The sequence below is a fragment of the Chryseobacterium indologenes genome (genome assembly GCA_016025055.1).
GTDB classification, from domain to species: Bacteria; Bacteroidota; Bacteroidia; order Flavobacteriales; family Weeksellaceae; genus Chryseobacterium; species Chryseobacterium indologenes.
Window position 1 is genome coordinate 4,114,378 of record CP065590.1, and the last position, 16,140, is coordinate 4,130,517.

Annotated in this window: 19 protein-coding genes and 1 pseudogene; 11 read left to right on the plus strand and 9 right to left on the minus strand. The window is 35.5% G+C overall.

The features are described 5' to 3' along the window. The first annotated feature begins 4 nt into the window (after positions 1-4). Both H3Z85_18960 and H3Z85_18965 read left to right on the plus strand, forming a co-directional pair. A complete protein-coding gene (locus H3Z85_18960; protein QPQ51354.1) occupies positions 5-406 on the plus strand; it encodes a heme-binding protein in 402 nt (133 codons plus the stop codon). 18 nt (positions 407-424) lie between these two features. Continuing rightward, positions 425-1,228, plus strand: a complete 804-nt coding sequence (locus H3Z85_18965) for a helix-turn-helix transcriptional regulator (protein QPQ51355.1) — start codon at positions 425-427, stop codon at positions 1,226-1,228. A gap of 108 nt (positions 1,229-1,336) precedes the next feature. Here the strand turns inward: H3Z85_18965 and H3Z85_18970 are convergent, their stop codons facing one another. Further along, the gene (locus H3Z85_18970) at positions 1,337-1,792 is read right to left on the minus strand and encodes a DNA-binding protein (protein ID QPQ51356.1); all 456 of its coding nucleotides are present in this window, start codon (positions 1,790-1,792) and stop codon (positions 1,337-1,339) included. A gap of 341 nt (positions 1,793-2,133) precedes the next feature. On the opposite strand from H3Z85_18970, the gene H3Z85_18975 reads away from it, so the two are divergent. After that, a complete protein-coding gene (locus H3Z85_18975) occupies positions 2,134-2,760 on the plus strand; it encodes a chloramphenicol acetyltransferase (GenBank protein ID QPQ51357.1) in 627 nt (208 codons plus the stop codon). 641 nt (positions 2,761-3,401) lie between these two features. Further along, positions 3,402-3,743 (plus strand): hypothetical protein, encoded by a 342-nt coding sequence (locus H3Z85_18980; protein ID QPQ51358.1) that lies wholly within the window; start codon positions 3,402-3,404, stop codon positions 3,741-3,743. A gap of 8 nt (positions 3,744-3,751) precedes the next feature. Here H3Z85_18980 and H3Z85_18985 read toward each other — a convergent pair whose 3' ends face one another. Beyond that, complete coding sequence (locus tag H3Z85_18985; GenBank protein ID QPQ51359.1) at positions 3,752-4,483, minus strand: MBL fold metallo-hydrolase; 732 nt, start codon at positions 4,481-4,483, stop codon at positions 3,752-3,754. A 78-nt stretch (positions 4,484-4,561) separates the two neighbouring features. Beyond that, a complete protein-coding gene (locus H3Z85_18990) occupies positions 4,562-5,320 on the minus strand; it encodes an NUDIX hydrolase (GenBank protein QPQ51360.1) in 759 nt (252 codons plus the stop codon). Positions 5,321-5,543: 223 nt separating this feature from the next. Between H3Z85_18990 and H3Z85_18995 the strand changes: the two genes are divergently transcribed. Further along, the gene (locus H3Z85_18995; GenBank protein QPQ51361.1) at positions 5,544-6,725 is read left to right on the plus strand and encodes an MFS transporter; all 1,182 of its coding nucleotides are present in this window, start codon (positions 5,544-5,546) and stop codon (positions 6,723-6,725) included. Positions 6,726-6,810: 85 nt separating this feature from the next. On the opposite strand, the gene H3Z85_19000 is transcribed toward H3Z85_18995, so the two are convergent. The 5 genes from H3Z85_19000 to H3Z85_19020 form a co-directional block, all read right to left on the minus strand. Next, positions 6,811-7,197 carry a helix-turn-helix transcriptional regulator gene (locus H3Z85_19000; GenBank protein QPQ51362.1) on the minus strand — a complete coding sequence of 129 codons (387 nt, stop codon included), beginning with the start codon at positions 7,195-7,197 and terminating at the stop codon, positions 6,811-6,813. A gap of 122 nt (positions 7,198-7,319) precedes the next feature. Further along, positions 7,320-8,174: a DMT family transporter gene (locus H3Z85_19005; GenBank protein ID QPQ51363.1), complete on the minus strand. Its 855-nt coding sequence runs from the start codon at positions 8,172-8,174 to the stop codon at positions 7,320-7,322. Between the two features lie 84 nt (positions 8,175-8,258). Then, positions 8,259-8,804 (minus strand): hypothetical protein, encoded by a 546-nt coding sequence (locus tag H3Z85_19010; GenBank protein QPQ51364.1) that lies wholly within the window; start codon positions 8,802-8,804, stop codon positions 8,259-8,261. Between the two features lie 3 nt (positions 8,805-8,807). Next, positions 8,808-9,266: a hypothetical protein gene (locus tag H3Z85_19015; GenBank protein QPQ51365.1), complete on the minus strand. Its 459-nt coding sequence runs from the start codon at positions 9,264-9,266 to the stop codon at positions 8,808-8,810. Between the two features lie 14 nt (positions 9,267-9,280). Further along, positions 9,281-10,123, minus strand: coding sequence for a TauD/TfdA family dioxygenase (locus tag H3Z85_19020; GenBank protein ID QPQ51366.1), 843 nt, complete (start codon positions 10,121-10,123; stop codon positions 9,281-9,283). A 306-nt stretch (positions 10,124-10,429) separates the two neighbouring features. Between H3Z85_19020 and H3Z85_19025 the strand changes: the two genes are divergently transcribed. From H3Z85_19025 to H3Z85_19050, 6 genes and pseudogenes are all read left to right on the plus strand, one after another. Continuing rightward, complete coding sequence (locus tag H3Z85_19025; protein ID QPQ51367.1) at positions 10,430-10,570, plus strand: hypothetical protein; 141 nt, start codon at positions 10,430-10,432, stop codon at positions 10,568-10,570. Positions 10,571-10,767: 197 nt separating this feature from the next. Next, entirely contained in the window at positions 10,768-11,469 is a 702-nt protein-coding gene (locus H3Z85_19030; protein QPQ51368.1) for a DsbA family oxidoreductase, read from the plus strand. Between the two features lie 119 nt (positions 11,470-11,588). Further along, entirely contained in the window at positions 11,589-12,170 is a 582-nt protein-coding gene (locus H3Z85_19035) for a nucleosidase (protein QPQ51369.1), read from the plus strand. 11 nt (positions 12,171-12,181) lie between these two features. After that, the gene (locus tag H3Z85_19040; protein QPQ51370.1) at positions 12,182-12,703 is read left to right on the plus strand and encodes a GNAT family N-acetyltransferase; all 522 of its coding nucleotides are present in this window, start codon (positions 12,182-12,184) and stop codon (positions 12,701-12,703) included. Positions 12,704-13,110: 407 nt separating this feature from the next. Next, positions 13,111-13,688 (plus strand): annotated as a pseudogene (locus H3Z85_19045) (Crp/Fnr family transcriptional regulator). A 197-nt stretch (positions 13,689-13,885) separates the two neighbouring features. Continuing rightward, entirely contained in the window at positions 13,886-14,698 is an 813-nt protein-coding gene (locus H3Z85_19050; GenBank protein QPQ51371.1) for an esterase family protein, read from the plus strand. Positions 14,699-14,835: 137 nt separating this feature from the next. On the opposite strand, the gene H3Z85_19055 is transcribed toward H3Z85_19050, so the two are convergent. Continuing rightward, entirely contained in the window at positions 14,836-15,933 is a 1,098-nt protein-coding gene (locus H3Z85_19055) for a TauD/TfdA family dioxygenase (protein ID QPQ51372.1), read from the minus strand. Between the last annotated feature and the right edge of the window lie 207 nt (positions 15,934-16,140).

Genomic DNA, 16,140 nt, shown 5'->3' on the forward strand with positions numbered 1-16,140 from the left:
TGATATGGATTTAAGCTATGATCTCGCACAAAAGGCACTGCAATCTGCAGTAGAAAAAGCAAAATCACTGGGAATTCCGGTAAGTATCGCCGTGGTAGATAAAGGAGGCCACATAGTTGCTTTCGCAAGGCTCGACAGCGTGTATGGAGTGATAGAATTTGCGATAAAAAAAGCCCGTACAGCCGCTATGTTTGGAGTTGACAGTGATATGATGGGAAGTATTGTTGCCGGAGCAGAAATGCACGGATACGGTATGATTAACTCGAATGACGGTCTTTTAACCATCGCAGGCGGTGTGGTGATTAAAGATTATGATGGAAAAATCATGGGTGCTATTGCGTCTTCCGGCGGAAGTCCCGGACAGGATAAAGAAATTGCTTCAGCAGGAGCGTCTGTTATCGCTTAAATTTCAGATATTTGTACGATGGAAAAGACTTCTGAAATCATATTTGACAAGCTGGTATATTCTTGTGCTTTTGAATCTTACAAAGGGCATGAGGAGTTCATTCCTGATCATTTTTTAGGATTTCAGCTGTCGGGAGAAACGCATGCTTTTCATGAGCAGGGTAAAACTGTAATTAAAGAAAATACTGTGGTTCTGGTCAGGAAAAATCAACTGATCAGGACCATAAAGTATCCTGCGAAAAATGAAAAATACCAGTTTCTTTCTATTACACTGGATGATGAAACCCTGAGGCAATATTCGGCGGAAAATAAAATTGTGACGGACGCGGCGTTTTCGGATAACCGACGGCTATTTTTTGAATCTGATGATTTTTTTAAAGCCTATTTTACGTCACTTATCCCGTATGTGTATAAAATGAAGGAAGTTCCTCCAAGGTTAGCCGTTTTAAAGGTAAAAGAAGCTATAGAACTTCTTCTTGAGACTGATCCTGATGTCAAAAATCTCCTGTTTGATTTTTCGGAACCTCATAAGATTGATTTGAAGGAATTTATGAACAAAAACTTCATGTTTAATGTATCAACAGAAGCTTTTGCAAGATTAACGGGTCGCAGCCTGTCAGGTTTTAAAAGGGATTTTAATAAGATATTCAATATGAGTCCTAAACAATGGTTGAAAGAAAGGAGGCTGAAGGAAGCCTATTATCTAATCAAAAACAAGAATCAAAAGCCTTCAGATATTTATCTTGATCTGGGATTTGAAAATTTGTCTCACTTCTATTATTCATTCAAGCAGAAGTACGGAATCACCACTACAGAGGTATAATGATTTACAATTTTGTCTCTGAAGTATGATCTGTTTTCCATTAGATATGAGAGACAGCCAGTTTAAATAAATTTTTCTTAAAAATTAAACTTTCTACACACTGGGGCTCTATTTTTCAAAATCATAGAAATTGATCCCGATATTTTCATTCTTTATTTTTATAACTTTTGTAGGCAGCGGATAAAAAATAAATTCACCTGCGCCATTGATTTTGGCTTCCAGAAGGTGACCGGCCAGGGCTGTATAATCTGCTCTTCCAAGGGTAATGTGCAGATGAAGGGTTTGCCGGCCCGCGATCTCAGAAACATTTCCGGATATGTTGGTAACCTCCATTTGCTCATTGAAAGTCTTATCGACATAGTCTTTTGTGGCAGGATTAAAAAAACGGAGAGTAGCTTCGCTCACGGCACCTATTCCGGTAACTTCCCCGGCATAAATATCCTGGTTCCGGATAAAATCCGTTAAAGTTTCAACAATATTTGACTGATTGTCAACACTTACGATGTAAATAGAATCAACCTTTCTTGCTGACCAGCTATTTCCTCTAAGATTCTGTATTTCCATAGTATTAATTTTACTGATTTTTCTTTGATAATCCGGTATGAGATTTTTTAATAAATTTTCAGCATTATACAAAGCAATAATTGTGCATTATATAAAAATAGATCATATAAAAGAGCCTGGGAACCCCGGAGCTTTTATAACTCTACATCTAAATATCAGGCAAAGGTTTAATTTCTTATTTTACATTGTTGATCAAGCAAAGATTGGATTTACCATTATTGAGGTAGTAAGATTAACTCAACTTTTACACTCATCCTAAAAAACGGCCTCTATTAAATTTTTACTATAAGACCCCTGTAGTACTATAAAATTTACAGAAATTTGCATAAAATAAAAAATCAATGAAGATTGTAGATATTGAGCAATGGAACAGAAGGGAGCATTTTGAATTTTTCTCTAAAATGGCAAGCCCCTATTTGGGTATTACCACAGAAGTAGATTGTACCAAAGCTTACGAGACGGCGAAAACACAAGGTTATTCCTTCTTTGCCTATTATTATCATAAATCGATGGTTGCCGTGAATACCGTTGATGAATTGAAACTCAGAATTATCGATGGCAAGGTCATTTTGTTTGATATCGTACATGCAGGAAGTACGATCGGCAGGCCGGATGGCACTTTTGGTTTTTCATTTACCCATTTTTCGGAGGATTTTGAAATTTTCAATGCAGAACTACAGAAAGAAATAAAAGAAGTGCACGAATCATCGGGACTTCGTTTGAGCAATGAAAGGCTAGGGAAGAACCACATAAGACATACTACTATTCCATGGAATTCTTTTACGTCCATCCTTCATCCTACAGATTTCAATAACGGCGAATCGGTTCCGAAGATCTCTTTTGGTAAATTCAGTGTCCGGGAAGGAAAAAAGTGGCTTCCTGTCTCTGTCGAAGCTCACCATGGATTGGCAGACGGTATCCATCTGGCAAAATACCTGGAAGAATTCCAGCGACAACTAGATCTGTAGTGACTTCACTGTTTTAGCATCATTTTTCAGGTTTTACAAAGCTGCTATCATGACCCCGAAAATTGAGGAACAGTGAAAAACTTATTTTCAATACACAGAATTGGCCGGATCGTACATCGAATCCGGCTTTTTACATTTATTACATTTCCCGGGCCGTATTTACGAACCAAAAAGTATTATTCTTTACATACCACAAATCTTCTTTAAAATGTAAAAGTATTGATCAGGATCATAAAAAGTAAACCTAAATACCCGCTACATTTACAGCAGATTTAAAATGCCAGCCAAATAATCGGAAAGTGTTTATGGCAAACGATTATGATATTTTACCTAAAGACAGAACGTGGTATGTATGTGGTACACCATTTTAACAAAATTTTAATCATTTTTTCTTTCTTTGCCTTGTATAAAATGAGATAAAATTCAAATGTGTGAATATTTTAACACAATAATTCATTATCCACAACATAAACAGGGTGTTTTACTGAATTATATTAAATAGAACTTATTGAATTTTGAATACATCAGAATAATTGCAATTCTTGTATAGTCTTTTAATATGCGAATTGAAATAAGAGAAAAGAATTTGTACTGTTGCACAAAAGCTGCGCATCAGAAATTAGTAGAGATGAAAACGTATTATGAAAAACAAAAAAACTGAATCCAATCCAGAGGATTTGAACCAAAAGATTCTTGTACAAGATGAAATTATGGCTTTAGCAAAAGCAAATTCTCCCCGTCTGCTGAATAAATTCAGATTGGTCTATCCTGATTTTTTTGACAAGTTATCCGCCATACAGCCTAACCTCAAAAACTCTGAATTGATCTTTTGTATTTATCTTAAGCTCAATATGACGACCAAAGAAATAGCAACCTATATTTTTGTAACTCCAAAAGCAATACAAAACAGGAAAAACCGGCTGAGAAAAAAGCTGAATATTCCTTCGGAATTTGATATCTATAAATGGTTTAATGCAATTTAAACCATTTTTTAGGCTTCAATTACAGCCTGATCCAAATCATGATAAAGAAGTATTTTCCAGCGGTCTTGGGCCGCTTCTTTTTCCCATTTGAGCCTTAATTCCATTGCTTTTCTGCCGTCAAAATCACTTTTATAAGCTACATGATATTTTAAATAGGAAGATTGCGGAAGATCATCGGCTCCGTAGAATACCGTTTCACCGTTTTCTCTGATCCAGAAAACCTGCATAAAAGGCGTATGTCCGCCAACCACTTCATATGAAATCTCGTTAGTAATTTGTCCCTGATCTTCATCCATCCAGATGATATTGGGTAAGGCAATAAGTTTTTCCAGAACATCAAAATCAAATGAAGGATTGCCTTTGTTTTCCAGAGCAAAATCAAGTTCACGTCTTTGGATGTACATTTTGGCATTGGGAAAGGTAGCTTCAAAACCTTCATCCGTCACCTGAACTGCACCGTCAATATGATCTTTATGGAGATGAGAAAATAACAGTTTTGTGATCTGGCCGGGATTGATGTTTTCTTTGTGGAGAATTCCGGAAACGACAGATGTACCGTCTTGATTTTTCCAGCCAATACCTGCATCCAGGAGAATATAATCATTTTCAGTAATGATAAGAAAGGGCTGTACAGACATTTTTATCCCTTTTACCGTATCAAAGCTTTCATCTGTTAAAAGGCTAAAATCTTTGGTTTTGCTTGCGGAGAAATTGCCTTCTTTAAGCGGAATAATTTTCATCCTGCAAATTTCCTCAATATTTCCCACATGCAAAAGGATTTTCATCGATATATACCATCCATAAAAACAATCAAAAGCTTACCAGCTATTCAGGCCGTTTTCCAGTGCTTTTGTATAATTTTCCTGATCGAAAGAGTAGAGGTCGGGAGATTTGTGGGCTCCGCCACGTCTTTGTTCTTCTAGTTTTTTAAGGATTCCCAGATTTTTAATTTTCCGGTAAAAGTTTCCGCGGTTAAGTTCTCTTCCTAAAATGGCTTCATAAAGTTTTTGCAGTTCCGGAAGGGTGAATTTTTCAGGAAGTAAATTGTAACCAATAGGTTTGTATGAAATTTTTTCCCGTAAGGTAAGGAGGGCTTTTTCTATAATTTCCCGATGATCCATCGCCAGATCAATTTCCGGAAGCTGCTTCAGATATACCCATTCACATATTTCACTGATTTCATCAGCCACCGGATTGATTTCTGAAGAATTTGACAAGGCATAATATCCCACCGAAATGAATCGCTGCTTCTGAAACAGGCTGTCATCAAAATCCTCAAAATAAAATTCACTCCGGTTTTTCTTCCCAAAAACTGCGAATTCCTCAAGAAAAACATTCGTAACACCGGCTCTCGATTTTAAAATTCTTATCACAGCCTCGTCCAGATCTTCATCTCTTCCCACATAGCCACCGGGTAAAAGCCATTGTTTTTTATAGTGCATTTTGGCAAGCAATACTTTTAACTCATTTTTATCAAATCCGAAAACCACCGGGTCGGCAGAAATATGTGGAATGAAAATATCTTTTGCCTCCACAGATCTTTTGAGAAGCTGTTTTTGTGAATCTAGATCATTCATACAGTAGGTGTTGTTCCACAAAAGTAAAAATAAATTCATATAAATTTCAGAAATACTTTATTTACGCCTATTATAACAACTTTTTTCTATGAATTGACTCTGTAAAATCTATGAGAATATATATCCTTTCTTTATTTTATTAACTACCTTTGAGCTCTTAAAAACTGATAGTAATCTATTTATCATCAATTTATAGTGATACAATAAAATTCCGATTTTCAACATGCAGGTAAATTCTACCCATATTTCACGGGCTGTAATCTGGCTGATGGCCATTATTTCAGGTCTCGTTGTCGCCAACAATTATTACAACCAGCCTTTACTGGCCCTTATTTCAGAAGATCTGAACGTTTCTGAAACTGCTGCCAGCAGGATCTCTGTACTTACACAAATCGGCTATGCCTTAGGATTATTATTAATTGTACCTCTAGGCGATAAATTTTACCGTAAAAAATTAATTCTCATTGATCTAATTCTTGTTTTTGGAGCTCTGTTATGGATGACATTTGCCACTGAGCTCTGGATGTTATACGCCGCAAGCCTATTAATTGGGGCTACTTCAGTGATTCCTCAGCTGTTTGTTCCGATTGCTGCAGAACTCTCTTCGGATAAAGAAAAATCCGGGAATATCGGTCTTGTGATGTCAGGATTATTGCTGGGCATTCTGCTGTCCCGTTTTGTAGGAGGAATTGTAGGTGAAGTATGGGGATGGAGGGCCATGTTCGGAATAGCCGCGGGGCTAATGGTTTTCGTTTGGCTCGCCGTTTATAAAATGCTTCCGGAACTGCACCCAAATTTTAAAGGAACGTATAAAGAATTGATGCAATCTGTCGCCCATCTGGCCAGAACACAACCTATTCTCCAACTGGCAGCTTTCCGTGGGGCAATGGCCTTTGGATCGATGTGTGCATTGTTTACCACATTGGTTTTCCATATGGAGAAACCTCCTTTTAATGCGGGTTCTTCTGTGGTGGGAAGTTTTGGATTAGCAGGAGCGGTTGGAGCCTTAGCTGCTGCTAAAGTAGGCAAATTGCAAAAATACTTTGATATCAACCGGATTATCCTTTACTCTTTACTCATCGTGATTGGAAGCTGGGGCTTTACTTATTTTGCAGGAGAGACCTATTGGGGACTGATTGTAGGCGTAATCCTGGTAGACCTTGGAGTACAGTCAAGTCATATTATGAATCAGACCAATTATTTTCTTATAAAATCTAATGCTGTGAACCGGTTGAATACCGTTTATATGGTAGCATACTTTATTGGTGGATCTCTTGGAACTTGGCTGGCTTCAATAGCCTGGCAAAAAGCCCAATGGACGGGAGTTTGCTTTATAGGAGCCCTATTTGGAGTTCTGGCCCTGATTGCTCATATATTGTTTGCTCAAAAGGTCAATAAATCCTGATTCAGTAGGGTTTCATGATATTTGCCCCAAATTCAGGAATGATCTTATTCCTGAATTTGGGGCAAAAATATACAATCCTTTTGGTTTAAAAAGATTTTTCTTCTAAAGCTTCCGAAATCTGGATTAAATCACTGTGTTTTCCTCCGCATTCGCTCAACAGCTTCCATATTGGAATAAGCTCTCTTACCATCTCTGTAAGTTCATTATCTACCCGAAGAGGAATCAATGCGTACACTGTTCTTTTTACCAAACCTTCTTTTTCAAGTTCCCTTAACTGTAAGGTGAACATCCTTTCTGTAATTCCTGATATTGATTTTCTCAACTCGCTGAACCGTAGTTTTTCAACCTTTAACTTATCCAGAATCAGCAGCTTCCACCTTCCGCCTATTTTGCATACTGCATAGATAAGGTCACATTCATGAATATACTGTCTGTTGATATTGTTTGTCGAACTCTTTTTTATTCTACCCACTACTTACAAATTTGTTAGTACCATACAAATCGATGTATACAACGCAAATCTAATAAAGACAACACAGGTTAACATATGGGATTTTGTAAAAGATTTAGAAAATTAATTTCTATAAATACACATTATTTATTATTGTACATAGCCATAATGTTCACTGAAACTAGAATCAAGGCTCCTATTATCTCAAATAAATTAGGCGTTTCATTAAAAAAGAATATACTTAGTAAGAAAACCCAAACAAATCTTAAAAATGATGATGAAACCATAGTAGTAGTATCACTAACCCTTAATGCTTGAGCCATAGTTATTTGACCTAAAGCGGCTAAAATTCCTGCTATAGCTAGCCACATAATATTTAAGCCTTGTGGCCATTCCAACGAAATAAATGAAAATGGTAAAGAAAACATTATTTGTGTAATACTCATCCATACACTAATAGTAAAGTTTGATTCACTTTTTGTCAAAAGTTTAATAATAATAAAGATGCCAGCATTATAAAACATTGATATAAAAACAAAAATAATCCCAAGATTGAAACTTTGCTTCAGATGTTGTTTTCCGAAAGTGATAAATATAGCCGCTATAAGTGATAAAATAAATACAACCTTTAAACGAGACGGAATATTTTCTTTAAGTAGTATTGGAACTAAAAAAGCAGTAATCAATGGGACTAGAAGACTAATAGAGCCAATCATAAGAAAGGCTCCATTTTTCAGTGCATAAATATAACTAGCCATTGCTCCAAATCCAAATATTGCTCGAAGTAATATCATTTTTTTATTGACAATTCTTAATCCTTTAAATCTTCCTTGTATTAATAAGGGTAGGAAAAATAGAAGACCAAAAATGTTTCGAAACAGAACTATATTAAATATATCTATACTTAATGTGAGATTTTTTAGAATAGCTTCTTGGAGTACATATAAAAGAGTTGAAATAGCCATCCATAATATACCAGCACGCGTACTCTCTCTCATAGGAAAGTATCATGGATAAAATTTATATCTTTATTAATATATAGTTCGTTCATATTTTTTTAAATACTTACAACTACTAAATTTTTATTCATTGGAAGTTTCCATTCTCATTTCAGCAATTCCACATTTGGCAGGTGGCATTAATTGACCTGAATGGCTCATGACTTCAGCATGCGTTTTAACAGGATCAACAAATAATAAGGATAAGCTATGTTTATTGAACTTAGAACTATATGCTGTTGAAATCCCTGAATATGTATCTGGAATACTTGTTGTAGTCGGAAAAATTGCTTTATCTTCATACAGTCTTCCACTCCATACATCATTAGAATTGTATACCGGCTTAGTTTTAGACAAGTCAATTAGTTGAGTTACGGCAGCTGTCATGGGGAAGCGTAAGCTATTCTCAGCAATAAGAAAATCTTTTTCAACCAACCAATTTACTATATTATCTTGTCTTTGTTTTAGTTGATAAATATTATAAGATGCAGACATTATAATAGGTATAACAATTCCTCCCAAGTTTCTATATTCTTGTATAAATTCTAATCTAGTCTTTAATTGTGCATTGTTATCCATAGCACTTATTGAAACTCTAATCTCTGCTCTATTGGAAACAAGTTGTAACATTACTTATTTTGAAGGTTTGATAAAAACTTTAGAGATGAAGATTGTTAGTATATTATTTTTCATTAAAATTTCAGCAAGTTTATTGGCTTTATCCCAATCCCATGATGGATCACTATTCCAGCCGTTACGTAAGTACCGTTGAGATTTTGGCAAAACATCTAAGTCTTTTTTAATTAAGTCGATATCTAAAATATTTTTCCTCCTAATTCCAAAATCAATACCTTGCCCCCAAAAACCTTTTGCGGCAAAACAAATTCCATAACATGCTTGTTTAGCAGATAGACACCCAGAGACAATATCTCCAGTAACACTATTGTTTGGCATCCCTCCGGCTATGCCAACTCGAATTGGTATACTTTCTGGAGCAACTAATACTTTCGAAGAAATGTATGACTCATTGCTTTCATAAATAAGTTTTGCAATTTTTGATGAAAGCTCTTTAGAAATAAATAACTGTTCCATATTAAAATTTTTATTTAAGAAATAACCTTTCCAGGAATTGAAGTATTATATTTATCATCTGGATATATTTTAAGGGATTTTAGAAACCTTATTCCTTCATATTTCTCTCTACGGTGCAACAACTGCGCGTTGTCATATAATATTATATCACCCGATTGCCAATCATGTGAATATATTTTATCAGAAGTCAATAAATCTTGTAAAATATCATATTTGTTTATTTCTTTTTTTGCATTATGAGTATCCCTGAAATCGATAGTATTTTCACTTACATAAACAAATTCCATTTTAGTATAAGGATTTTGTAGTATTGTAGGATGAGAGACTGTAAGTCTGGGTGCGTTATCATGAACAACAGCAGGTTCTCTTGTACTCCATAATCCTTGAAGTTTTTTTATTTTATTTTTTTTTACAAGAGACATAGATGTACTTACAAAGCTTGTTTGTCCTTCCTTCTCCGGGGGGATTAAACAAAATAAAATACCTATAGATGCTGGGTTTTCTCTGAATTCTTGATCAGAATGCCAAAAATCTGTTGTATTTAAGGAATTTCCCAGAGGGCTCCCATCAGGACGCTTTAAGTTAGTAATATATCCTACTTCTTTGATTGCTTTTCCATGATTAACAGAAAAAGCAGAAGCTTCAAGCCTACCATTTCCAACTTGTTTGCCCAATGAAATAAGATCTTTATCATCAAGGGCTTGGTTTCTAAATAAAATAAAACCTTCTTTTGATAACTCTTCTTTTATACTAATAAGATCTTCGGGCTTGATCTTTTTTAGATCTATAGCACTTGCTTGAACACCTATTTTTTCCATTTTAATGAATGATACATTAATATTATCAACTTTTGTCATAGCAAAAAAGTTATTATTTGAAAGGCCAAAGTATAACTAATTTTTATTAAAAGACAAAAATAATTCCTTTTATTTAGAATTATTTTTTTATGTTAAGTTATTGATTTTAAAATGTCTATATACCTACTTTTGTGTTTTAAAATCAAGTAAGAATCAAATATACACTGTAATAAAAAGTTAAAATTCATGTAAGCAGAGATAATCCTATTCTAACAAGATTACTAACCTATAATACCTAAATAACTATTCTTAATAGATTTTATCCTTAACCTGTTTTTTCACTTTTAGTGAGCAAACCTTTATCGGATGTTTGGTCTTCTAGCCGTGATCACCACAGAATTTGGAGTTATCGATATTCTTACTCAATTGCAGAATTCCTTAGAATTTGCCAACAGTCCTGCTACCTCAATTGGAAATATGGGAGTAATTCTTGGGAGGGTGGATTAACATTACAAAAGGTGTAGAGTTTACCCCATGGATAGCGTAAGTTTTTGAAAGGTCCGCTTATCCGATGATGTTGGCAAGAAATAGGGTTGAGGGAAAAGACATGATAATTTCTATGTGTAAATATTAAACTGTAACAAATTTTATTACATTAAAATAATTTTGTATCTTTGTCCTTTAAATTATATAAAATACATCCAATGAAAATAGAAATATGGTCGGACGTTATGTGTCCGTTTTGTTATATCGGAAAAAATAATTTTGAACAGGCATTAGAAAAATTACCATTCAAAGACCAGGTAGAAGTAGAGTGGAAGAGCTTTCAGCTGGACCCAACATTAGAAGCGGATAAAACTCAGGATACCTTTCAGTATTTCAGAGAAAAAAAAGGATTTCCGGAAACTCAGGCTTCCCAAATGCTGAACCAGGTGACGCAGATGGGGAAAGATGCAGGGATTGATTTCAATTTTGAAAAAGCTTTGATCACCAATACATTCAAGGCCCATAAATTACTTCATCTTGCCAAAAAGTATAATAAATCAAACGAAATGGAAGAAGCTTTATTCATCGCTCATTTCATTGATGGTAAAAATGTAGGTGATAGTAATGTTTTGGTTTCTCTTGCCGAAAAATTAGGGATCAACAAAGAAGAAGCAATAAAGGCAGTAAGTTCTGACGAACTGGATTACCAAGTGAATCAGGATATTCTTGAAGCAAGAAACAATGGTATTTCAGGAGTTCCTTTTTTCATTCTGAATGGAAAATATGCGGTTTCCGGAGCCCAGCCCGTTGCTGTATTTGAAGATGCCCTTCAGCAAACCTATAAAGAAAGTGTAAGTCCGCTTAAGGACCTTTCCGGTAGCAATGGCACTTCATGCGATGCTGACGGATGCAGTATTTAAAATTTATTGAGACCTCAAAACAATGTTTTGAGGTTTATTTTTGTGCGGAATTGATTGTTTCTGATAACTATCGTATCTTTGTAATGCAGTACCAACAGCTGCTTAAATCCTATATTTCAATGATAAAAATTAATCACGAAACACAATATCCTATAGCAGATACTCTTTTTGTTTTCGCTTTAGATTCTGAAGCAGGAACTGTATTTGACGATAAAAATAAATTAATTACTGGTATCGGAAAGGTAAATGCTGCCATCGAATTAACCAAAGAGATCCATACAAGAAAACCAAAACTGATTGTGAATTTAGGATCTGCAGGAAGTAAGGGCTTTCAAAAAGGAGAAGTAGTATGTTGTACCAAATTCATCCAGAGAGATATGGATGTAAGAGGACTGGGATTTAAACTTTATGAAACTCCGCTTTCCGGTGTACCGCCGGTACTGGAATATGGACTGATGATTGATGTTTTGAAAGAAGGGATCTGCGGTAGCGGTGATAGTTTTGAAATGAACCATTCCGAAACGGATTACAATATTGTAGACATGGAGGCCTATCCGTTGGCACTGATCGCTCAAAAAGAGAATATTCCGTTTTTATGTTTGAAATACATCTCTGATGATGCAGGAAGTGACGCAGCAGATGATTGGAGTGTGCAGGTACACCTGGCTTCAGAAGCCTTTAAAAAAATATTATTTTCATAAACTTTTATCCTATGACCTCTGTTACTATTAATAAAGCATCCCTGGAAGACCTGGAAATTATACAAACTTTGGGCATACAGACATTTTCCGAGACTTTTGCAGAAAACAATACCGAAGAGGCCATGAAAATGTATCTCGAAGAAAGCTTTAATACTGGAAAGTTACAATCTGAGCTTAATAATGCGGACTCTATTTTCTATATTGCCTGGGAAGAAGACAATCCAGTAGGATATCTGAAAGTCAATTCCGGAAAAGCACAGACCGAATTACAGGATGATACCAGTCTTGAAATTGAAAGGATCTATGTAAAGAAAAGTCATCATGGCAAAAAAGTAGGCCAGCTTTTATACAATCAGGCGCTGGAAACAGCTCAAAATCTCAAAAAATCCTATTTATGGCTGGGAGTCTGGGAAGAAAACCTGAGAGCCTTGAATTTCTATGAAAAGAACGGATTTGTAGTATTCGATAAGCATATTTTCAGACTGGGAGAAGAGGAGCAGATTGATTTGATGATGAAAAAAATACTGAAGTAAACCCTTCTAACACGAACACATGGGCTTGTTACAGCCCAAAATTCTATGTGTCTATGTGGTTTTATAATTCTACCACATGTACACATAGATTTATATAAGTTATCAATGTATAATTTTATTCGTGCATTAGTGGCAATAATATTTATATGCAGATAATATTTGGAAGATCTGTGTAATTTGCAAAATCAACGGGAACAAAATACTATAAAGCAGTCCTGCATTTGCATTAAAAATTCGTGCATTCGTAGCATAATATTTCACGCTGGAGACTAAACAGATCATATTGAGAAGATCTGCGTAATTTACAAAATCAGCCAGAACAAATAAAAACATCATGATAAAAGAAGCATTCAATCCTTGCGTCTTATGACATTCAAAAAACTTACGCCTTTAGGTATTTCCAACATATGAATCAATCGCTATTTTTAGAACAAACCAATCAATATTATCCTTTATCCGACGAGACGGCTGAAGCTCTGCTTGCTATTTGCACAGAAGAAAAGTACAGCAAAAATGATCTTCTGCTGGAAGCCGGTCATATGGCAAGGTATTACTATTTTTTACAATCCGGATTAATAGGTTATTATACTGTTGATGAACAAGGGGATTCTATCTACAAGACTTTCTTTGAAGAAAACAGCTTCGTGGCTTCCACTGCCGCTATTATCAAAAATGAGCCCAGTGATTTTAATATCATAGCTTTAGAAGATTGTGCTGTCATGCAATATCCTGTAAAGCCCTACCGTGAATTGCTTGAAAAACACCATGATCTGGCACTTTTTCACACCTATTATCTGGAGAAAAACTGGGTCGTGAAAAAGAGCCATTAGAAGTTTCCCTTAAATATGAAACAGCCAAGAAACGTTATCTGCAACTGCTGGAAAACAACAAGCTGTATAAAAGACTCAAGCAGCATCATATCGCTTCTTATCTGGGAATCACCCCCACACAGCTCAGTCGCATTAAAAAAGAAATAAATTTATAAAGCTTCAACATATGTTGAGGCTTTTGTTCTTTTTTGGCTGCACCTTTGTATTGTCATAAGATAAGACACATTATATTTTTTTGGAAAAGAAGAATAACTCTATCAAATCAATTTACAATATACCTGGTTATCTGAAAACTTCCATTAAAATTTGTGCTCTGATATTATGTTTTTCATTAATTAAATAGTATAACAGCATGAAGAAGCTTATCAACATTGTGGTCATCCTGACCGCTTTTACACAAATGTCAGCTCAGAAAATTATTCATCAGGAAATTTTCAGTCCTAAAATGAATAAAAAAATCAAAACAATTATCATTACCCCCAATGTGCAACCCAAAACCACTTATCCGTCGGTCTATATCCTCCATGGGTTCAGTGGTACTCCCGATAGGATTCTTAAAGAGGATATTCCGGATCTGGTTAAAAAAGCTCAGGAATATAAAACCATTTATATATTGCCGGACGGAAATTACAGTTCGTGGTATGTAGACAGTCCATTGGTTAAAGATTCACAATATCAGACTTTTATTGGTAAAGAGCTGGTAGAATTTGTGGATAAAAACTATCCTGTAAAGTCTGAAAAGAAATACAGGGGTATTTTAGGGTGGAGTATGGGTGGATACGGAGCTACTAATATCGGAGTTATATACAACAAAACATTCGGCATTGTCGGAAGTTCCTGTGGTGCGCTGGACTTCACGGTTTTCGGGGAAGGATATCAGAAATATATGGTTAATAAAGTTTTAGGTCCGTTGGAGTCAATCAATCCAACCTTTCTTACCGATAACAAAATAAAACTGATGGCAACGGCAGGCCAGCAATACATTTTCGACTGTGGTACCGATGATACCCAGATGATTCAAATGAACAGAAATTTCCACAAAAAACTGACAGAAGCTAAAGTTCAGCATTTATATACAGAATCTTTAGGAGGTCACGTTACGGAATACTGGAGCAGATCATTATCTGAGCAATTGTCTTTGTTTAACCGATTTTTTAAACAATAATTTCAGAAGGCTGACCCCATATCTTTTAGCTATGATGGGATTACTTATTTTTTTATTTAAATTTCATAAAAAATCCTTTTTAAGACGAGCTTAAAAAGGATTTACCATTTAGGACGATAAAAAAAGTCTAATTAATACTACAAATGTTGAAAGTTCTTGCCTAAATGTTCTTCGATCACAAAAAACGGATCTTCAGTTAAGGTGTGTGCCCGCATATCGATCAGGCTCACTTTACTCATCATGCGAAGCATAATTCTTCTCTCACATGCTTGTTCAATGCCATCAATATTTCTTACTCCCGCACGGAAAGCAGATCTTCCGTGGGCGCATAAATGATTATTTACCAAGATAACATCTCCCGCCTGCGGCGTAAACCCCGAATAAATCAGATGTCTTGCGTCGTCCCAGAATTCCGTCAGGCATTGCCGGGCTTCAGCCGACTGTTTAATGCTAGGATTAAAAAGCTGTTCTGCAGCATCAAATCTCATGAATGGCAGCTTGTAATTCCCATATAAAACAGAATCCAGCGTTTCTTCCTCACTCTCACCGGTTTCCAGATTGGCATCCTTGGGAATTTTATACATCTTTTCAAACAGAGGTCTGTAATTTTCTCCGATAGATTCGTGAGAACGGATAGAATAGAGGGTGGAAGGTACCTGCTCTTCATTTCTCACGTACATAAAGCTCAGAAAATCTGCCTGATGTTTAAGGAAAGCATCTTCCGTATGCACATACAAATCGGTTGCAGAACCAGAACCCGTCTGTGTTTCACGCATCTTTTCATCCGGTATAATCGCATGGATTAATCCGCCTCCTTTACGTTGTGAATAATATTGTACAGGTTTCGACGGTAAAGCTCCGTGAATCAATGCGCAGGCAAAACCATACAGGTTAAACTTGGCATAATCCGCAGACTGCCAGTTGGGTGGAGTACTGCCCAACCTTTCCTGATCAATATCCATCAATCCCTGGAAAATCAAGGCTCCATATTGATTTTCTGAAAAATCGTTCGCAAAATCGGCCGCAATATGTAAAATTCTCTCGGGTAGAAAATAGGAAGCCATTTGATGCACATGCTTTATAAAGTCACGGTTTTCATAGCTTCCGTATTTTTTCTCCAGATGCTCCGCGGCATCTTTTATCATTCTTCGCTCCTGAGATGTGATCTCAATGACTGTAGGAAGCAGTTTTACTGCTGTCATACTGTCGTTATCTAAAATTTCTAAAGAATTCATTAAAAAAAATTTGGTGTTTAATAATAATTTTTATCTTTGTTTTTAATTATTCTAAATAACAATAGCGAGTTCAAATTTAGGAATAATTACTGAACCACCAAACAAAAAAAGAAAAAAATGACAAATTTAAAAACCTGACTGTCAGGCATATAATATCATATGTCGAAAAACCGCACACAATCTATTGATTTAAAAAATCACCTTACA